At 72.1% G+C, this 14,977-nt stretch carries 13 protein-coding genes; 4 read left to right on the top strand and 9 right to left on the bottom strand.

Annotation, left to right across the window (positions count from 1 at the left end; genetic code table 11):
* Positions 1-22: 22 nt before the first annotated feature.
* Positions 23-1,198, bottom strand: a complete 1,176-nt coding sequence (locus OG202_RS44465; RefSeq protein WP_328224569.1) for an STM4014 family protein — start codon at positions 1,196-1,198, stop codon at positions 23-25.
* A 34-nt stretch (positions 1,199-1,232) separates the two neighbouring features.
* A complete protein-coding gene (locus OG202_RS44470) occupies positions 1,233-2,201 on the bottom strand; it encodes an STM4015 family protein (RefSeq protein WP_326573977.1) in 969 nt (322 codons plus the stop codon).
* A 329-nt stretch (positions 2,202-2,530) separates the two neighbouring features.
* Between OG202_RS44470 and OG202_RS44475 the strand changes: the two genes are divergently transcribed.
* Positions 2,531-2,857 carry a hypothetical protein gene (locus OG202_RS44475; protein WP_327726407.1) on the top strand — a complete coding sequence of 109 codons (327 nt, stop codon included), beginning with the start codon at positions 2,531-2,533 and terminating at the stop codon, positions 2,855-2,857.
* An 88-nt stretch (positions 2,858-2,945) separates the two neighbouring features.
* Positions 2,946-3,971, top strand: a complete 1,026-nt coding sequence (locus OG202_RS44480; protein WP_327726406.1) for a DUF6745 domain-containing protein — start codon at positions 2,946-2,948, stop codon at positions 3,969-3,971.
* Positions 3,972-3,992: 21 nt separating this feature from the next.
* On the opposite strand, the gene OG202_RS44485 is transcribed toward OG202_RS44480, so the two are convergent.
* On the bottom strand, positions 3,993-4,613 hold the full coding sequence (locus tag OG202_RS44485; RefSeq protein ID WP_033528678.1) for an L-threonylcarbamoyladenylate synthase: 621 nt from the start codon (positions 4,611-4,613) through the stop codon (positions 3,993-3,995).
* A gap of 144 nt (positions 4,614-4,757) precedes the next feature.
* A complete protein-coding gene (locus OG202_RS44490; protein WP_326573967.1) occupies positions 4,758-6,122 on the bottom strand; it encodes an FAD-dependent oxidoreductase in 1,365 nt (454 codons plus the stop codon).
* 179 nt (positions 6,123-6,301) lie between these two features.
* On the opposite strand from OG202_RS44490, the gene OG202_RS44495 reads away from it, so the two are divergent.
* Complete coding sequence (locus OG202_RS44495) at positions 6,302-6,787, top strand: hypothetical protein (protein ID WP_326573965.1); 486 nt, start codon at positions 6,302-6,304, stop codon at positions 6,785-6,787.
* 387 nt (positions 6,788-7,174) lie between these two features.
* On the opposite strand, the gene OG202_RS44500 is transcribed toward OG202_RS44495, so the two are convergent.
* A complete protein-coding gene (locus OG202_RS44500) occupies positions 7,175-8,158 on the bottom strand; it encodes an aldo/keto reductase (protein ID WP_328224570.1) in 984 nt (327 codons plus the stop codon).
* A 29-nt stretch (positions 8,159-8,187) separates the two neighbouring features.
* Positions 8,188-9,153 (bottom strand): DUF1152 domain-containing protein, encoded by a 966-nt coding sequence (locus tag OG202_RS44505; RefSeq protein WP_327726404.1) that lies wholly within the window; start codon positions 9,151-9,153, stop codon positions 8,188-8,190.
* A gap of 147 nt (positions 9,154-9,300) precedes the next feature.
* On the opposite strand from OG202_RS44505, the gene OG202_RS44510 reads away from it, so the two are divergent.
* Positions 9,301-10,083 (top strand): alpha/beta fold hydrolase, encoded by a 783-nt coding sequence (locus OG202_RS44510; RefSeq protein WP_328224571.1) that lies wholly within the window; start codon positions 9,301-9,303, stop codon positions 10,081-10,083.
* A 33-nt stretch (positions 10,084-10,116) separates the two neighbouring features.
* On the opposite strand, the gene OG202_RS44515 is transcribed toward OG202_RS44510, so the two are convergent.
* The 3 genes from OG202_RS44515 to OG202_RS44525 all read right to left on the bottom strand — a co-directional run bounded on the left by OG202_RS44515 (position 10,117) and on the right by OG202_RS44525 (position 14,742).
* Positions 10,117-10,908 (bottom strand): hypothetical protein, encoded by a 792-nt coding sequence (locus OG202_RS44515; protein ID WP_327726403.1) that lies wholly within the window; start codon positions 10,906-10,908, stop codon positions 10,117-10,119.
* A gap of 106 nt (positions 10,909-11,014) precedes the next feature.
* Positions 11,015-11,902 carry a Gfo/Idh/MocA family protein gene (locus OG202_RS44520; RefSeq protein WP_326573955.1) on the bottom strand — a complete coding sequence of 296 codons (888 nt, stop codon included), beginning with the start codon at positions 11,900-11,902 and terminating at the stop codon, positions 11,015-11,017.
* Positions 11,903-11,964: 62 nt separating this feature from the next.
* Positions 11,965-14,742 carry a SpoIIE family protein phosphatase gene (locus OG202_RS44525; protein ID WP_326573954.1) on the bottom strand — a complete coding sequence of 926 codons (2,778 nt, stop codon included), beginning with the start codon at positions 14,740-14,742 and terminating at the stop codon, positions 11,965-11,967.
* Positions 14,743-14,977 lie beyond the last annotated feature (235 nt).

The raw sequence follows: 14,977 nt of genomic DNA on the forward strand, positions 1-14,977 counted from the left end.
TGCGCCGGCCGGGCCGGACGGCTCAGAAGGGTGCATGGTCTTTCCTTGCCTGGGGGTGGTGCGAGGGTGCCGGGAGCGTCGCGCGGCGCACCGCCGCGAGCTGCGCCGCATAGGTGTCCAGGCCCTCCGCCGGGCCGCCCGGCAGCCCGGTGAGCCGGGGCAGCAGATCACCGAACGCGTTGACCTCGCCGACGGTGAACCGGCGCCAGCCGATCGCCGGCAGCAGGTCCACGCCGACGCACAGCGTGTCCGGGAAGCAGGCGGCGGCCCGCTCGCAGATGTCGAGCGCCTGCCTCCAGCGGTCACCCGCCGCGTCCACGACCGACGTCAGATCGCCCCGCGCCCCGCCGAGATGGAGGTTGGTCATCGGGAAACGGCTGGTGCGCACGACCGCGTGCGTGGCCCGGCCCGCCACGACCAGGACCCGCAGATCGGCGGACCTGCCGTGCGCGGACGCCTTCGGGAGCCAGCGCTCGATGTGCAGACCGTCGGCCGCGAGGGCGTCGACGATCCCGGTGATCAGCCGTTCGTCCGTGTAGCGGCGCACCCGCAGGGAGTTGTGCAGCCGGAGCGGGGCGTGCGGCCGGCCGTCGGCCGCCACCTCCACCGAGGTGGTGGCCCTGATCCGCCCGCTCGCCGCCGACTCGACGGCCAGCACACCGGACGCGGAGGAGCCGTGGGCCGGCTTCACGAAGACCCGCGCCATGCCGTGCTCCCGCATCGCCTCCCGTACGTCGTCCCAGCCGCGCACCGGCGACGCGTCGCCCGAGGTGGGCGACGGCGGCACCGGAACCCCCGCCGCGTCGAGCCGGGCGTGGCACAGCCGCTTGTCGAACAGCACCGCCAGATCCGCGGGGTCGTCCAGCCGCACCCCGCCCCGCAACGAGCCCACGGCGGCCAGGAAGCGGGCGTACCAGGTGGCCGAGCCCTCCACCCGCGTCGGATCGTCGACGCCCCGCAGCAGCCGGTCCACCTCGGCGTTCTCACCCGGCGAGTCCAGCCGGACGACCTCGTCGTCGGCGAACCGGTGGCCGCCGTCGCGCAGCACGTCCCGCCACTCGACGACACGCGGCGTCCCGACACCGGCCGCCTCGGCCGCCGCGACGAACAGCCCGACCCGCCGGTTCTCCCCGTTCCCGACGACCACCCACCTGTACGGGCCGAGCCCCGCACCCACCGCACCGGTCCGACCGGCCACACCGACCCCCCTCCGCCCGCGCTTGCCTACGCGCTCACTCACCCACCGCGACGAACCGCCAGACCGTGCCGTCCTCCTCCTCGTCCGACTCGGCGTCGTCGGCGTCGACGTCGACCTGGACCCCCTCGGCCTCCAGGGAGTCCCGGAGGCGGTCGCGTATCGCCGGGCTCAGGTAGTTGTGGTGCAGGTCCAGCGTGGTCAGATGGGTGAGCGGCTGGCCCGTGAGCAGCGCCGTCGCGCCGTCGTCGGTGAGGACGCCCATCGACACGTCGAGGACGTCGAGGCGGGCCACCACGGGGGCGGAGGCCAGCGCCGCGCAGATGTCGTCCTGCATCTCGCTGTTGCGCAGCGCCAGATGCTTGAGCGCCGGCAGCCGGGTGCCCGCGAGGATCGGCGCCAGGTCGGCGACCTCGCAGTCGCCGCCGTACTCGGACGTCCCCAGCCACAGGTCCAGTTGGACCAGGGCCGGCAGATCGCTGCCCGCGACCCCGCGGACCGCCTCGACGGGCATACCGCCGGTCTCGACCGTCAGCGTCCGCAGCCGCTCGTGCCGCACCGTCGGGAAGACGAGTTCCTGACCGCCCCGCACACCGAACTCCTCCAGCTCCGGGAAGGCGTTCAGCAGCGGGCCCACGTCGCCCTGGTGGATCCAGGAGATCTCGCACTCCTCCATCACGATGTCACCGAGGAACAGCGCGCGCAGCGCGGGCAGCCGGTCCTTCGCCGCGACCAGGGCCCGGACGATCTCCTCGGGGCCGTTGTCGTACGCGTCGCTCCAGGCGCCCACGACCAGCGCCCGCACCTTCTCGGTGTCGACCGAGGCCAGGAACCGGGCGAACGCCTCCTCCCACGCCTCCTCGCTGTCGTACGAGTCCACGGCGATGCTCCAGGCCACCGACTCGGGAGCGGGCAGATGCCCGGCGCCCTCCGGTCCCTTCACCGAGGAGGGGAAGCGGTGGACCGGCAGGTCGTGGAACTCCTCCAGATGGCTCCCGATGGTCATGTGCGCCCCGCCCCTTCGTTCCATGTCCATGGGCGGCAGTCGAGTCCGTGCACGGTCCGCCCGTTGCGCACCCGGAGCGCACAGCGCCGCCGGATACCGGAGTTCTACCAAGCCCCACTGACACCGTGTGCGGCGGACCCCCGTCCTGTGGACGAACCGTCGTGCCCGACCCGGCGAACCGTCGTGCGCGGGCCGATTGAAGACAACCCAGCAGGGTGTCAGTCAGTGGCAGAGCCACGACCACCGGAATCCGCTACGAGTATCAATGTCAGTGGCTGCCTCTACGGTTTTTCTCGTGGCACGGCGAGTGCCCGACGGGAGGGAGACCCATGTACCGGCAAGGAGACGTCCTCATAGCGCCGTTGGCGCAGAGCGCCGTGCCCGGCGACGCGCTCGACGCCGCGTCGGAACCGCGCGACGGGCGCGGCCGGCTCGTCCTCGCCCTCGGCGAGGTCACCGGCCACGCGCACGCCGTGGTCGGCCCCGGCCGCCTCGTCCGCGAGGCGGGCGCGTTCGGACCGATGCTGCTGCACGTGCCGGAGGGCGCCCGCGTCGTCCACGAGGAGCACGCGGCCATCTCCCTGCCCAAGGGCTGGTACCGCGTCATACGCCAGCGCGAGTACGTACCGGGCTCGGTGCGGATCGTCGCCGACTGAACCCGCCGAACCGACCGAACCCGCGAGGGAAACGGCGGCCGTGGTGTACGGCCGCCGCAGACAGGCATCGAGAGCCAGGAGGAACGGCGTGACGGAACGGGTGGGTTGGCGGGCGGTGGCGGCGGCCACCGGGGCGGGCGACCGGGCGCGGGCCGAGGCGGGCGTACGGCTCGCGTACCGGCGGGCGGGGCTGCGGGAGCCCGAGCGGATCGTGTGGGCCCGCTCGCCCCTGGAGGCGGTACGGCTGCTGTCGGGAGCACCGGCGGCGGGCGGCGAGGCCCTGCCGGCGACCGGGGCGAGCGTCCGCGACGCGGTCCGCAACAGACCCGTCGCCGCCGAACGCGCCCGGCTGCACACCCGGCTGGGCCCGGCCGGCTGGAGCGATCACTGGCGTGCGACGGGCGCCGACCTCTGGGAGACGACCCGGCCGCTCGTCGACCGCGTCCGCACCGGCGTCGTCGAGGCCCTGGCCCCCGCCGGCCGCGAGGAGGAGACCGGCATCCGGCTGCTCCTCCTGGACGCCGTCCTGGGCCAGCACGACGCGGCCTGGCTGGCCTCCTTCGACGCCGCCCCGGGCCTCGACGGACTCGCCGAGGTGGCCCGCACGGCCGGCTGGTGGTGGCCCTACGAACACATAGCGATCGTCGCCGAGCGGCCCGTGGAGCTGCACCGCGACGAGGCGGGCCGACTGGACCGCGGTGACGGACCCGCGCTCGCCTACGCCGACGGCTTCGCCCTGCACGCCTGGCGAGGGCTGCCCGTCCCCGGCGCGTTCCTCGACCGGCTGGACGCGTTGACTCCGGCGGAGATCCGGGCGGAGGAGAACGCGGAGCTGCGTCGCGTGATGCTGGAGTTCTACGGCTACGACCGCTACCTGGAGGAGTCCGGGGCGCAGCCGGTGCACCGCGACGAGACGGGCGTGCTGTGGCGGACAGCCCTGCCCGGCGACGAGGACGTGGTGATGGTCGAGGTCGTCAACTCCACGCCGGAGCCGGACGGCACGAGCCGCACCTACTGGCTGAGGGTGCCGCCCACGACGACCACGGCCCGGGAGGGAGTGGCCTGGACGTTCGGCCTGAGCGCCGAGGCGTACGAGCCGCTGCGGCAGACCTGAGCGCCGCCGGGGGCCCGGCCGTCACTCGAAGCGTGAGGTGTCGCCCGCGCCCTTGCGGATGATCTCGGCCTCGCCGCTGGAGAAGTCGATGACGGTCGTCGGCTCCGTACCGCAGTCGCCGGAGTCCACCACCGCGTCGACCAGGTAGTCGAGACGTTCCTTGATCTCCCAGCCCTGCGTCAGCGGCTCCTCCTCGTCGGGCAGCAGCAGGGTGCTGGAGACGAGCGGCTCGCCGAGCTCCGCGAGCAGCGCCTGGGCCACCCGGTGGTCGGGGATGCGCACCCCGACGGTCTTCTTCTTGGGGTGCAGGAGCTTGCGGGGCACCTCCCTGGTCGCGGGGAGGATGAAGGTGTAACTGCCGGGCGTCGACGCCTTCACGGCACGGAACACGTCGTTGTCGACGTGCACGAACTGGCCCAGCTGCGCGAAGTTCTCGCACACCAGGGTGAAGTGGTGACGGTCGTCGAGCTGCCGGATCGTACGGATCCGCTCGATGCCATCACGACTGCCCAGCTGGCACCCCAGCGCGAAGCAGGAGTCCGTCGGATACGCGATGAGCCCACCCTGACGGATGCTGTCGGCCACCTGTCCGATGGCACGCGGCTGAGGGTTGTCGGGGTGCACGTCGTAGTACTTGGCCATTGGACGAGCTTATGCCTCCGGGGGGCGCGCGCCTGCTCTTGGGGCCGCAGGCCCCCTCGAAGGGGCGCGGGGAACTGCGCGACCAGCCACGAACCACCCGTAGCCGGACCACGGTCGCACAGCCCCCCACGCTCTTCGCGAGCGCTACGCGCCGCTGGCCCGCAGCATGTCCTCACGCTCGACGATCTTCACGCGTGCGCGGCCCTGCGGCTCACCCAGCGCCTTCTCGGCGGCGTCGAGCTGGTACCAGCCCTCCCACGTCGTGAAGCGGACGTTCCGCTCCGCGAGGAAGGCGTCGACGTCCTCCGGGGCGGGCGCGGACGGCTCGTGCAGCCGGCCGTTCGCGAAGTCGTCCAGGAGGTTGGAGACGGTCTCGTTGGCGTCGCCCTTGGTGTGCCCGATGAGGCCGACCGGACCGCGCCGGATCCAGCCGGTGACGTACGTCGACTGCAGGTGCGCGCCGGTCTCCTCGATGACCCGGCCGCCCTTGTCCGGGACGGTGCCCGTCTCGACGTCCCAGGGCAGCTTGGGCAGCTTGTCCGAGAGGTAGCCGACCGCGCGGTAGACGCCGGTGACGTCCCAGTCCTTGAACTCGCCGGTGCCCTTGACGTTGCCGGTGCCGTCGAGGGCGGTGCGCTCGGTGCGCAGGCCGACGACCTTGCCGTCCTCGCCGAGGATCTCGGTGGGCGACTCGAAGAAGTGCAGGAACAGCTTGTGCGGGCGGTCGCCGGTGTCGCGGATCGCCCAGTTCTCCAGGGTCTTGGCGACCATGTCGGCCTGCTTGTTGCCGCGCCGGGTCGCGATGGAGCCCTCGTCGTAGTCGATGTCCTCGGGGTCGACGATGACCTCGATGTTGGGGGAGTGGTCCAGCTCCCGCAGCTCCATCGGGGAGAACTTCGCCTGCGCCGGGCCGCGGCGGCCGAAGACGTGGACCTCCAGCGCCTTGTTGGCCTTCAGGCCCTCGTAGACGTTCGCGGGGATCTCGGTCGGCAGCAGTTCGTCGGCCGTCTTGGCGAGGACACGGGCCACGTCGAGGGCGACGTTGCCGACACCGAGGACGGCGACCTTCTCGGCCTCCAGGGGCCAGGTGCGCGGGACGTCCGGGTGGCCGTCGTACCAGGAGACGAAGTCGGCCGCGCCGTACGAGCCGTCGAGGTCGATGCCGGGGATGTCGAGCGCGCGGTCGGCCGTGGCGCCCGTGGAGAAGATCACGGCGTCGTAGAACGCGCGCAGGTCGTCCAGGTTGATGTCCGTCGGGTAGTCGACGTTGCCGAACAGCCGGATCTGCGGCTTGTCGAGCACCTGGTGCAGGGCCGTGATGATGCCCTTGATGCGGGGGTGGTCGGGGGCCACGCCGTAACGGATCAGTCCGAACGGGGCGGGCATCCGCTCGTAGAGGTCGATGGACACACCGGGCTCGGTGGCCACGTCGGACTTCAGCAGCGCGTCGGCGGCGTAGATCCCGGCGGGTCCGGCTCCGACAATGGCTACCCGCAGAGGGCGGGGCATGTTCAGGTTCCCTTCGAGCGGAGAAAAGCGACTCGTCGGCAACCCTAAACTAAGGTAACCCTTACCAGGTACGCGGGTCGGGTCTATGACCTCATAAGGCGATCTTATGCCATGCGGGGGAATGGGTGGACGCCGGGGAGGTGCGCGCGGCCCGTCCGGGAAGACCGGGTCGACGTGATGTGTTTGCCCTGGCGGTGAACGGCAACGCGGTTTCCATGAATCGACCGAACAAGGACCCGAACGAGAACTCCGCGTCCGCCGAGACGGCGGCGGCCAAGGCCCGCCGCACCACCAGCAAGGCCACGGCCCCGGCCACCGAGTCCGCGAAGACGGCCGCGATCAAGGTGGACGACGCCGCGTCGTCCACCAAGGCCGGTGCCGGACGCGCGGCCGACGTGACCAAGCGCGCCGCCGACAGCACGAGCAGTGCCGTGCACAGTGCGGTCAAGGGCGTCGAGGCGAGCCGCCAGGCGGTGGTGCAGGCCTCCGGCCAGGTGGCCGCCACCGCCAAGACGGCCATGACCGTCATCGCCCACCGCAAGCTCGTCGCCGCCGGCGTGGGCGCGGGCCTGACCGCCCTGACCGCCGCGTCCTACGCGGTCGGCCGCCGGTCCGGACGCCAGGTCCAGGGCCCGCTCACCCGGCTCACGGGCGGCCGCATCTAAGCGCCCGCCGTACCGTCCACACCACGCGCGGGAAGCGGCCCACCGGGCTCCTTCCCGCGCGACGGCGCCTGAGAGCCAGGTCGGCGCGAGGGCGTGGCAGGGACACGTCCGGGCGACGGGACCGCCGGGCCGGGCAGCGCGGCCCCGACGCGGCCTCGCCGATCCGAACGCCCGCCGCTTCGTCGCCTTGTCTGCCGACCTCACGCGGCGCGCGGTGCCGTCGGGGACGCGCAGGCGCGGCCCCGCTGCGCGGCCTCACCTGCGCGGCCTCACCTGCGCGGCCTCACCTGCGCGGCCTCACCTGCGCGGCCGGACCACCGGGCCGTATCCCGGCTGCATCCGGGCCGTGTCCGGCGTGGCGGCACCGTCGGCCTCACCCCCACCGCCCTACCAGCGGCCTTCCACCTGCTCCTTGATACGCCGGTCGTACAGCTCCCGGATCGCCGTGAGCGTCTCGCCGGACAGCGGAGGCAGCGCGGCGGCGGACGCGTTGGCGCGGGCCTGCTCGGGGGTGCGGGCGCCCGGGATGACCGTCGTGACGCCCGGCAGCTGGATGATCCAGCGCAGGGCCAGCTGGGCCGGGGTGAAGCCCTCGGGGGCGAGCGCGGCGAACTCGACGGCGGCCTCGACACCCGTGCCGTAGTCCACGCCGGAGAAGGTCTCGCCCTGGTCGAAGGACTCGCCGTGCCGGTTGTACGTGCGGTGGTCGTTCTCCGCGAAGACCGTGTCCTTCGTGTACTTGCCGGACAGCAGCCCCGAGGCCAGCGGAACACGCGCGATGATCGCGACCCCCGCCTTCTCGGCCGCCGGAAGGACGTCGAGGAGCGGCTTCATCCGGAACGGGTTGAGGATGATCTGCACGCTCGCCACGTTCGGCCGGGCGATCGCCGTCAGCGCCTCGGCACAGGTCTCCACGCTGACGCCGTACGCGGCGACGCGCTCCTCCTCCACCAGGGTGTCCAGGGCGTCGAACACCTCGTCCGAGGAGTAGACCGGCGTGGGCGGGCAGTGCAGCTGGACCAGGTCGAGGCGGTCCACGCCGAGGTTGCGGCGGGACCGGTCGTTCCAGGCCCGGAAGTTGTCGAGGACGTAGTTCTCGGGGATCTGGTCCACGCGACGGCCCATCTTCGTCGCGACGAACACATGGAGGTCGGGCCTGCTCCGCAGGAACGTGGCGATGGTCTGCTCGCTGCGCCCGTCACCGTAGACGTCGGCCGTGTCGAAGAAGGTCACCCCCGACTCGGCCGCCGCCTCCAGCACCCCCAGGGCTTCCTTGTCGTCGACGTCTCCCCAGTCGGCGCCCAGCTGCCATGTGCCGAGACCGACCACCGACGCGTGCTGACCCGACCTACCGAATGCGCGTTCTTCCATGGCGTCAGTCTGTCACCTGTTCCGCACGGTCAATGCGGGAAGACGCGCGGCCGGCGCTGCCGGGGCAGCTCGTCCCGGAACTCGGCGATGAGCGAGCTGATCTGCCGGGTGAGTTCGGTCTTCTCCAGCTGGTCGAGGTAGAGGTTGCGGCCGGCGAGGCCGACCGCGTCGACGCAGAAGTACATCGCCATCAGCGGGTTGATGAACAGCTCGCTGTTCCGGGTCCGGTCGGTGAACCGGACGTCGCCGAACTCGCCCCGCACGGCCGCCGCGATCGAGCCGTTGACGATGCTCGGGTGGCGCGGCGTGGACCGCTGGGCGTGGGCCACCGCGTCCAGGTAGAGGGCGCCCTCGCGGCTGTCGCGCGGCAGCGAGAACGCGCCGAGATAGGCGCCGTCGCGGTCCAGCGCGGCCAGGTTCTCCAGGACCAGCGAGTGGTTGACCCCGTGGTAGGAGTCCACGCCGAAGCCGAGGCAGGCCACCAGCCGGTGCGGGACCTCGTCGAGACCGGCGACGGCACCCAGACTCGCCATGTCCTCCTCCGGCGTGCCGAGCCCGTGCTCGTCTCCGCGCATCAGGATGTCGGTGCCGCCGTCCACCAGGACGACGGCGTCCACCCCGCCCAGATGGTCGATGAGCGCGCGATAGGCGGCCCGCAGGGGCGCCACGCCCGTACGGGAGAGCGCGTACACCGTGCTGGGCAGCCGGTGCAGGTCAAGCCACCGGGCGAGGGACTGCTCGGGGAAGTAGTCGCCCCGGAACGTGGTGTCCGGGCCGATGGCCGCGACGTCCTGTTCGAGCCACACGTCCAGGCTCAGGCCGTACAGATCGGCGAAGGAGAGGTTCGCGAGATGGACCTCCTTGCCCGCCGACCGCAGGGCGAGGGCCAGAGGGAGGCCGGCGTAGACGTCGAACCCGCCACCGGCACCGGCTATGAGCACGCGGCGCGCGTCGTGCAGCCGGGTGAAGAACGGGGGTTGTCGCAGGGAGAACACCGGGGGAAGTTAACAGGTCGACCACCGGCACGGCTTCTCATATTCCTGGGTGAACGACGGTGACGCGAGGCCGACCCGCCGGATACCGTACCGATCAGTAACCGCACCGCATCGCAGCCGCATCGCAACCGCACCGCAGGAGGCCCCATGCCGAAGCTCGAAGTCGACGGCGCCGCGCTGACGTACGACGACGAGGGCCCCCGCGAAGGCGACGGCGTGCCCCTGGTGTTCGTCCACGGCTGGACCGCGAACCGGCACCGCTGGGACCACCAGGTGGCGCACTTCGCCGAGAAGCGCCGAGTGATCCGGCTCGACCTGCGCGGCCACGGCGAGAGCAGCGGCGCCGGGGTGCGCACGATCGAGGAACTGGCGACAGACGTGCTCGCCCTCCTCGATCACCTGGAGATCGAGCGGTTCGTCCTCGTCGGCCACTCCATGGGCGGCATGATCTCCCAGACCATCACCCTCGCCCACCCCGAGCGGGTGGAGCGCCTGGTGCTGGTCAACTCCATCGGCCGCATGACCTACAGCCGGGGCCGTGGCCTGCTCATGGCGGCCTCCGCCCGCGTCCCCTTCAAGCTGTTCGTCGCCGCCAACATCCAGCGGGCCTTCGCCCCCGGCTACCCCCGCGAGGAGATCCGCGAGTACATCCGCGCCTCCTCGGCCACCCCGCGCGAGGTCGTCATGACCCTGTACGGCGCCATGCGCGCCTTCGACGTCCTCGACCGCCTCGGCGAGATCGGCACGCCCACGCTCCTCGTGCACGGCTATCACGACATCCAGCTCCCCGTCTCCCAGATGCTCCGCATGGCCAAGGCCTACCAGGACGCCGAAGTGCGCATCCTGGACGCCGGCCACGAACTCCCGGTGGAGAAGCCGGCGGAGCTGACCGCCACCCTGGACCGCTTCCTCACCGGCGCCCGCCCCTGAGCCCCGCCGTCGACCGGGACCGGCCGGGTGTGGTCACACCGCCTCGCGCGAGCGTGCCTTCCCCCGGCCGAGGAGGCCACCGAGGGAGCGCGGCCGGCCGAGTACGGCGCCGACGAGCGCGCGGGTCCTGGGCAGCCGGTCGATGTCCGCGGCGAGGGACAGGGCGGCGCCCGTCCAGGCGAAGCCGAAGGACCAGACGGAGAGCCACTCGCACAGGTACAGGGGCGTGACCAGCCAGTCGTCGCCCACCTTGGTGGCCGCCGCGGTGACGGCGAGTGCCATGAAGACGAGGATCAGCACACCGGCCACGAGGTAGGGGCGCCGCACATAGGACCGTTCCTTGATGCCCGGAGCCCCGTACATGAACAGGCAGAAGGCCGCCATCGCGGTCAACAGGGCGACGGCGAAGACCTGGTGGAACACGGAGGCCGTCTGCTGACCCGCGTCGCCTCCGGAGCCCGGCGCGGTGGGGAAGAGGGCGACGCCGAGGGCGCAGGCTCCGGCGATCGTGCCCAGGACGTCGTTGAACCTGTTGAAGCGATAGACGATCAGGAAGATCCCGAGGGCGCACAGCGCGCCGACGAAGATGTCGCGGGTGGCGGTGTAGTACGCGCCGCTCATGGAACCGGGCCAGGCGTCCTCCCCGGTCCGGCCGTCGAGCCGCGCCGCGATCCAGTTGCCCGCCGGCAGCGCCAGGGGCAGCAGGACACCGATCGCCCCGACCCCCAGGCGCAGCCGCATGACCGTCCGCGCGTCCTGGTCCTTCTGCCCGGCCGCCACCCTGCGCCGCAGGGGCTCGGCGGCGTTCCCGTCCGTCGCGCTCACGGGCACCTCCTCACCGAAACGCGCGAGGCGAAGGCGTGCCCGCCACCGAACGATGTCCGGTATCGGTGGAACTCAAACTTGAACGCAGGCCCGGGAGTCGGGCGTATCAGCCGGTCAACTGCCCTTCCGCGGTGGCCAGTAGCTCCGTCACCCGCAGCGCGAACGCGGCGTCGCACGGATGCGGGCGGCCACTACGGGCAGCCGCCAGCAGCGCGTCCCCCGCCCGTACGAGAGCCGGTACGGCACCTTCGTCGGACGTGGGCAGTACGGTCGTCCCGGTCCGGCCGCGCAGCTCGACCGTGGCGCCGGAGGCCGCGGACGGGGCGGTGAGGCTGAGGGTGACCGTGCTGAACGCCCCGCCGGTGTGCAGGAGGACCAGATGGACCGTGTCCCTCGGCCCGCGCACGGCGGCGGCCACCTTCTCGACGTCCCCGAGGACCGGCAGCAGCACGGACAGGGCGTGCGGGCCCACATCCCACAGGGCCCCCTTCTCCCGTCGCCACGGCGAGGCCGCGAAGGGGCTGTCGCTCTCGTCGTCGAACAGCGACCCGAACCACTCCGCACGGCCGGTGAACCAGCCTCCACCGGCGGCCTGTTCGGTGATCCACGTGTCGATCGCGGTCTGGAAACGGGCGGTGAAGAAGACGACGGAGGCGACCTGGGCCTCCTCGACCGCCTCGACGACGGCCCGCCCCTGCTGGACGTCCGTCGACAGAGGCTTGTCGAGCAGCAGATGGCAGCCGGCCCGGGCGGCACGCACCGCGAGCGGTGCCTGGACGGAGGGCGGCAGGGCCACGGCGACCGCGTCCACGTCGGCGAAGAGGGCGTCGACGTCCTCGTAGACGGGCAGACCGCCGTGCCGGTCGGCCAGTTCCTTGGCCGCCTCCGGGCGCCTGCCCCACACCCCCGCGAAGTCCAGCTCCTGGTGCGCGCTCAGCGCGGGGGCGTAGGCCATCTCGGCCCACGGCCCTGTTCCGAGCAGTCCTATACGCATGCTCCGGTCTCTCCTTGCGCGGTGGGAGCCCTGTCCTTCGGGACAGGGCTGTCCGACGACCTTCAGGGCAGTGCCTGTTCGGTCCAGATGGTCTTGCCGGTGGGGGAGTAGCGGGTGCCCCAGCGCTGGGTGAGCTGGGCGATGAGGTAGAGGCCTCGGCCGCCCTCGTCGGTCGTGGCGGCGTACCGCAGATGGGGCGAGGTGTGACTGCCGTCGGTGACCTCGCAGATCAACTGGCGGTCGTGGATGAGACGGACCCGGATGGGACCGCCACCGTAGCGGATGGCGTTGGTGACCAGCTCGCTGAGGATCAGCTCGGTGGTGAACTCCAGCTCCTCCAGACCCCATTCGGCCAGCTGCCGGGTGGCGTCGGAGCGTGCCCGGGCGACGGCCGCCGGGTCGCCGGGGACCTCCCACTCGACGACGCGCCCGGTGTCCAGCGCGCGGGTGCGGGCGACGATCAGCGCGATGTCGTCGCTCGCCCGGCTCGGCGGCAGCGCGTCGAGCACGGCCTCACAGGTGCCCTGCGGTGAGGCGTCGGCCCCGGCCAGCGCGGTGCGCAGCAGTTCGAGGCCGTCGTCGATGTCCCGCTCCCGGTCCTCGACGAGCCCGTCGGTGTACAACACCAGTCGGCTGCCCTCGTCGAGGTCCAGCTCGGCCGTCTCGAAGGGCAGCCCGCCCAGACCGAGCGGCGGACCGGCCGGCACCTCGGGGAAGTCGACCGTGCCGTCGGGCCGGGCCACCGCGAGCGGCGGATGGCCCGCGCGGGCGACGGTGCAGCGCCGCGACACCGGGTCGTAGATCGCGTACAGACAGGTCGCCCCGGTGATGGGCGCCGTGCCGTCGAGCACCGCCTCGTCCTGGTCGATACGGCTGACCATCTCGTCCAACAGGCCGAGGATCTCGTCCGGCGGCAGGTCCAGCGCGGTGAAGTTGTGGACCGCGGTGCGCAGCCGTCCCATCGTGGCCGCGGCGTGCAGTCCGTGGCCGACGACGTCGCCCACGACGACCGCGACCCGGGTGCCGGACAGGGGCAGTACGTCGAACCAGTCCCCGCCCACCCCGGCCTGCGCGGGCAGATAGCGGTAGGCGACGTCCAGGGCGCTCTGCTCGGGAAGGTTGCGTGGCAGCAGGCTGCGCTGCAGGGTCTCGGCCATGGTGTGCTCGCGGGTGTAGCGGCGCGCGTTGTCGATGGAGACCGCCGCGCGGGCGACCAGTTCCTCGGCGAGGGCCAGCTCCTCCTGGTCGAACGGCTCGGGCTTCTCCGAGCGCCAGAAGTTGGCGACACCCATCACCAACTGGCCCACGCGCAACGGCACGGTGATCAGCGAGTGGATGCCGTACTCGACGACCTGCGCGGACCGTTCCAGGTCCTGCGCCCGCCAGCCGGGTGCCCGGCTGAGGTCGGCCACGAGGGTCGAACTGCCGCTGTCGATGCTGCCGGCCTGGGGCGAGGAGGGGACCAGGTCGATCCTCTCGCCCACCTTGTACAGCGGCGCGTCCTTGCGGATCCCGCTGAACGCCGTGCGGCGCAGCGTGGTGGCCGACTCGGGCTCGTCGCCGCTGAGCGCGGCCGGAGCGAGATCGACGGTGACGAAGTCCGCGAACCGGGGGACGGCCACCTCCGCCAGCTCCTCGGCGGTACGGGTCACGTCCAGGCCGGTACCGACGCCCACTCCGGCGTCGTAGAGCAGCCTCAGGCGCTCCCGGGCGGCCTCCGCGCGGCCGGACAGGGCGCGCAGCTCGGTGGAGTCGCGGAGCGTGGCGACGCTGCCGGAGGGCTCGCCCTGCAGATCCGTGGCACGCTGGTTGACCGCGATCAGCCGGTCGCCCACGAGGTGCACCTCGTCGTTGGCGACGCGGCCCGAGGCCAGCAGATCGGCCATGTGCGGTTCGAGGCCCAGGGCGAGGACGTCCTGCCCCTCGGCGTCCGTGGGCAGGTCCAGCAGGCGGTGCGCCTCGTCGTTGGCGAGCAGCAGTCGGCCGCCCCCGCCGATGATGATCACACCCTCCCGCACGGCGTGCAGCACCGCGTCGTGGTGCTCGTACATGCGGGTCATCTCGGAGGGGCCGAGGCCATGGGTCTGGCGCAGGAGCCGCTTGCTGACGAGCGCCGTGCCCGCCGTGGCCAGGGCGAGGGCCGCCGCGGCGGCGGCCAGCACGAGGGGCAACTGCTGTTCCGCGACGCCGCCCACGTTCTCGGTGGTGATCCCGGCCGAGACCAAACCCACGACCGTGCCGTCGGGATCCTTGATCGGCACCACGGCCTGGACGAGCGGGCCGAGGGTCCCGTTGATGTCCTCGGTGAAGGACTCGCCCTTGAGCGCGGGTTCGATCGTGCCGACGAACTGCTTGCCGATGCGGTCCGGCTTCGGATGGGTGTAGCGGATCCCGTCGGTGTTCATGACGACGATGAAGTCCACCTTGGACTGGACCCGGGCGGCCTCGGCCCTCGGCTGGAGCACCGCCGTCGGATCGTCCGCGTTCAGCGCCTCCCGGGTGCCCGGCGCGTTGGCGAACGTCTCCGCCACGGCGAGCGAACGGTTGTGCGCTTCCTTGGTGCTGTCGTGCCGTACCTGCAGGACCAGCGCCACCACGGCCGACACGACCAGGACCAGCACGATCACGACCTGCAGCAGGAACACCTGCCCGGCGACACTGCGGCCGCTCAGCGCCGATCGCAGCCCCGCGAGCGGGCCCCATCCGTGTTCCGGCTCCGGACTTGCGCCGCCGTTCGATCCGTGCGGTACCCGCCGGGCGCGGTCGTCCCGGCCCTGCGTAGGCCGGCCCTGGGGACGGCGGGTCGACTGAGAGCGAGATCGACCCAGGAGACGGACCATGTGCCCATGTCTACACTGCCCCGCGCCCTGAAGCGAGAGGGGGTCACGCCCTGTCACGGTCGGTGCCGTCGCCCGTACGGCCGGGAGAACACCCGTGGGTGCTTTGACCACCTGTGACGTGCCTCTTCCCATGAGATTCCTGTGAATTCACGCGGTGCTTGAACGCACCGGGGTCCGGCTCCGTATGGGGCTGGGGTTCTTCATGCCCGGACTCGGCCACGACGTTGTAGGAGCT

The sequence above is a fragment of the Streptomyces sp. NBC_00310 genome, assembly GCF_036208085.1.
GTDB lineage: Bacteria > Actinomycetota > Actinomycetes > Streptomycetales > Streptomycetaceae > Streptomyces.

Excerpts from the sequence above, each read along its gene's own strand:
- OG202_RS44510 (WP_328224571.1), top strand. The coding sequence starts at position 9,301 with ATGCCGAAGCTCGAAGTCGACGGCGCCGCGCTGACGTACGACGACGAG.
- OG202_RS44485 (WP_033528678.1), bottom strand. The coding sequence starts at position 4,613 with ATGGCCAAGTACTACGACGTGCACCCCGACAACCCTCAGCCGCGTGCC.
- OG202_RS44520 (WP_326573955.1), bottom strand. The coding sequence starts at position 11,902 with ATGCGTATAGGACTGCTCGGAACAGGGCCGTGGGCCGAGATGGCCTAC.
- OG202_RS44490 (WP_326573967.1), bottom strand. The coding sequence starts at position 6,122 with ATGCCCCGCCCTCTGCGGGTAGCCATTGTCGGAGCCGGACCCGCCGGG.
- OG202_RS44475 (WP_327726407.1), top strand. The coding sequence starts at position 2,531 with ATGTACCGGCAAGGAGACGTCCTCATAGCGCCGTTGGCGCAGAGCGCC.
- OG202_RS44525 (WP_326573954.1), bottom strand. The coding sequence starts at position 14,742 with ATGGTCCGTCTCCTGGGTCGATCTCGCTCTCAGTCGACCCGCCGTCCC.
- OG202_RS44470 (WP_326573977.1), bottom strand. The coding sequence starts at position 2,201 with ATGACCATCGGGAGCCATCTGGAGGAGTTCCACGACCTGCCGGTCCAC.
- OG202_RS44500 (WP_328224570.1), bottom strand. The coding sequence starts at position 8,158 with ATGGAAGAACGCGCATTCGGTAGGTCGGGTCAGCACGCGTCGGTGGTC.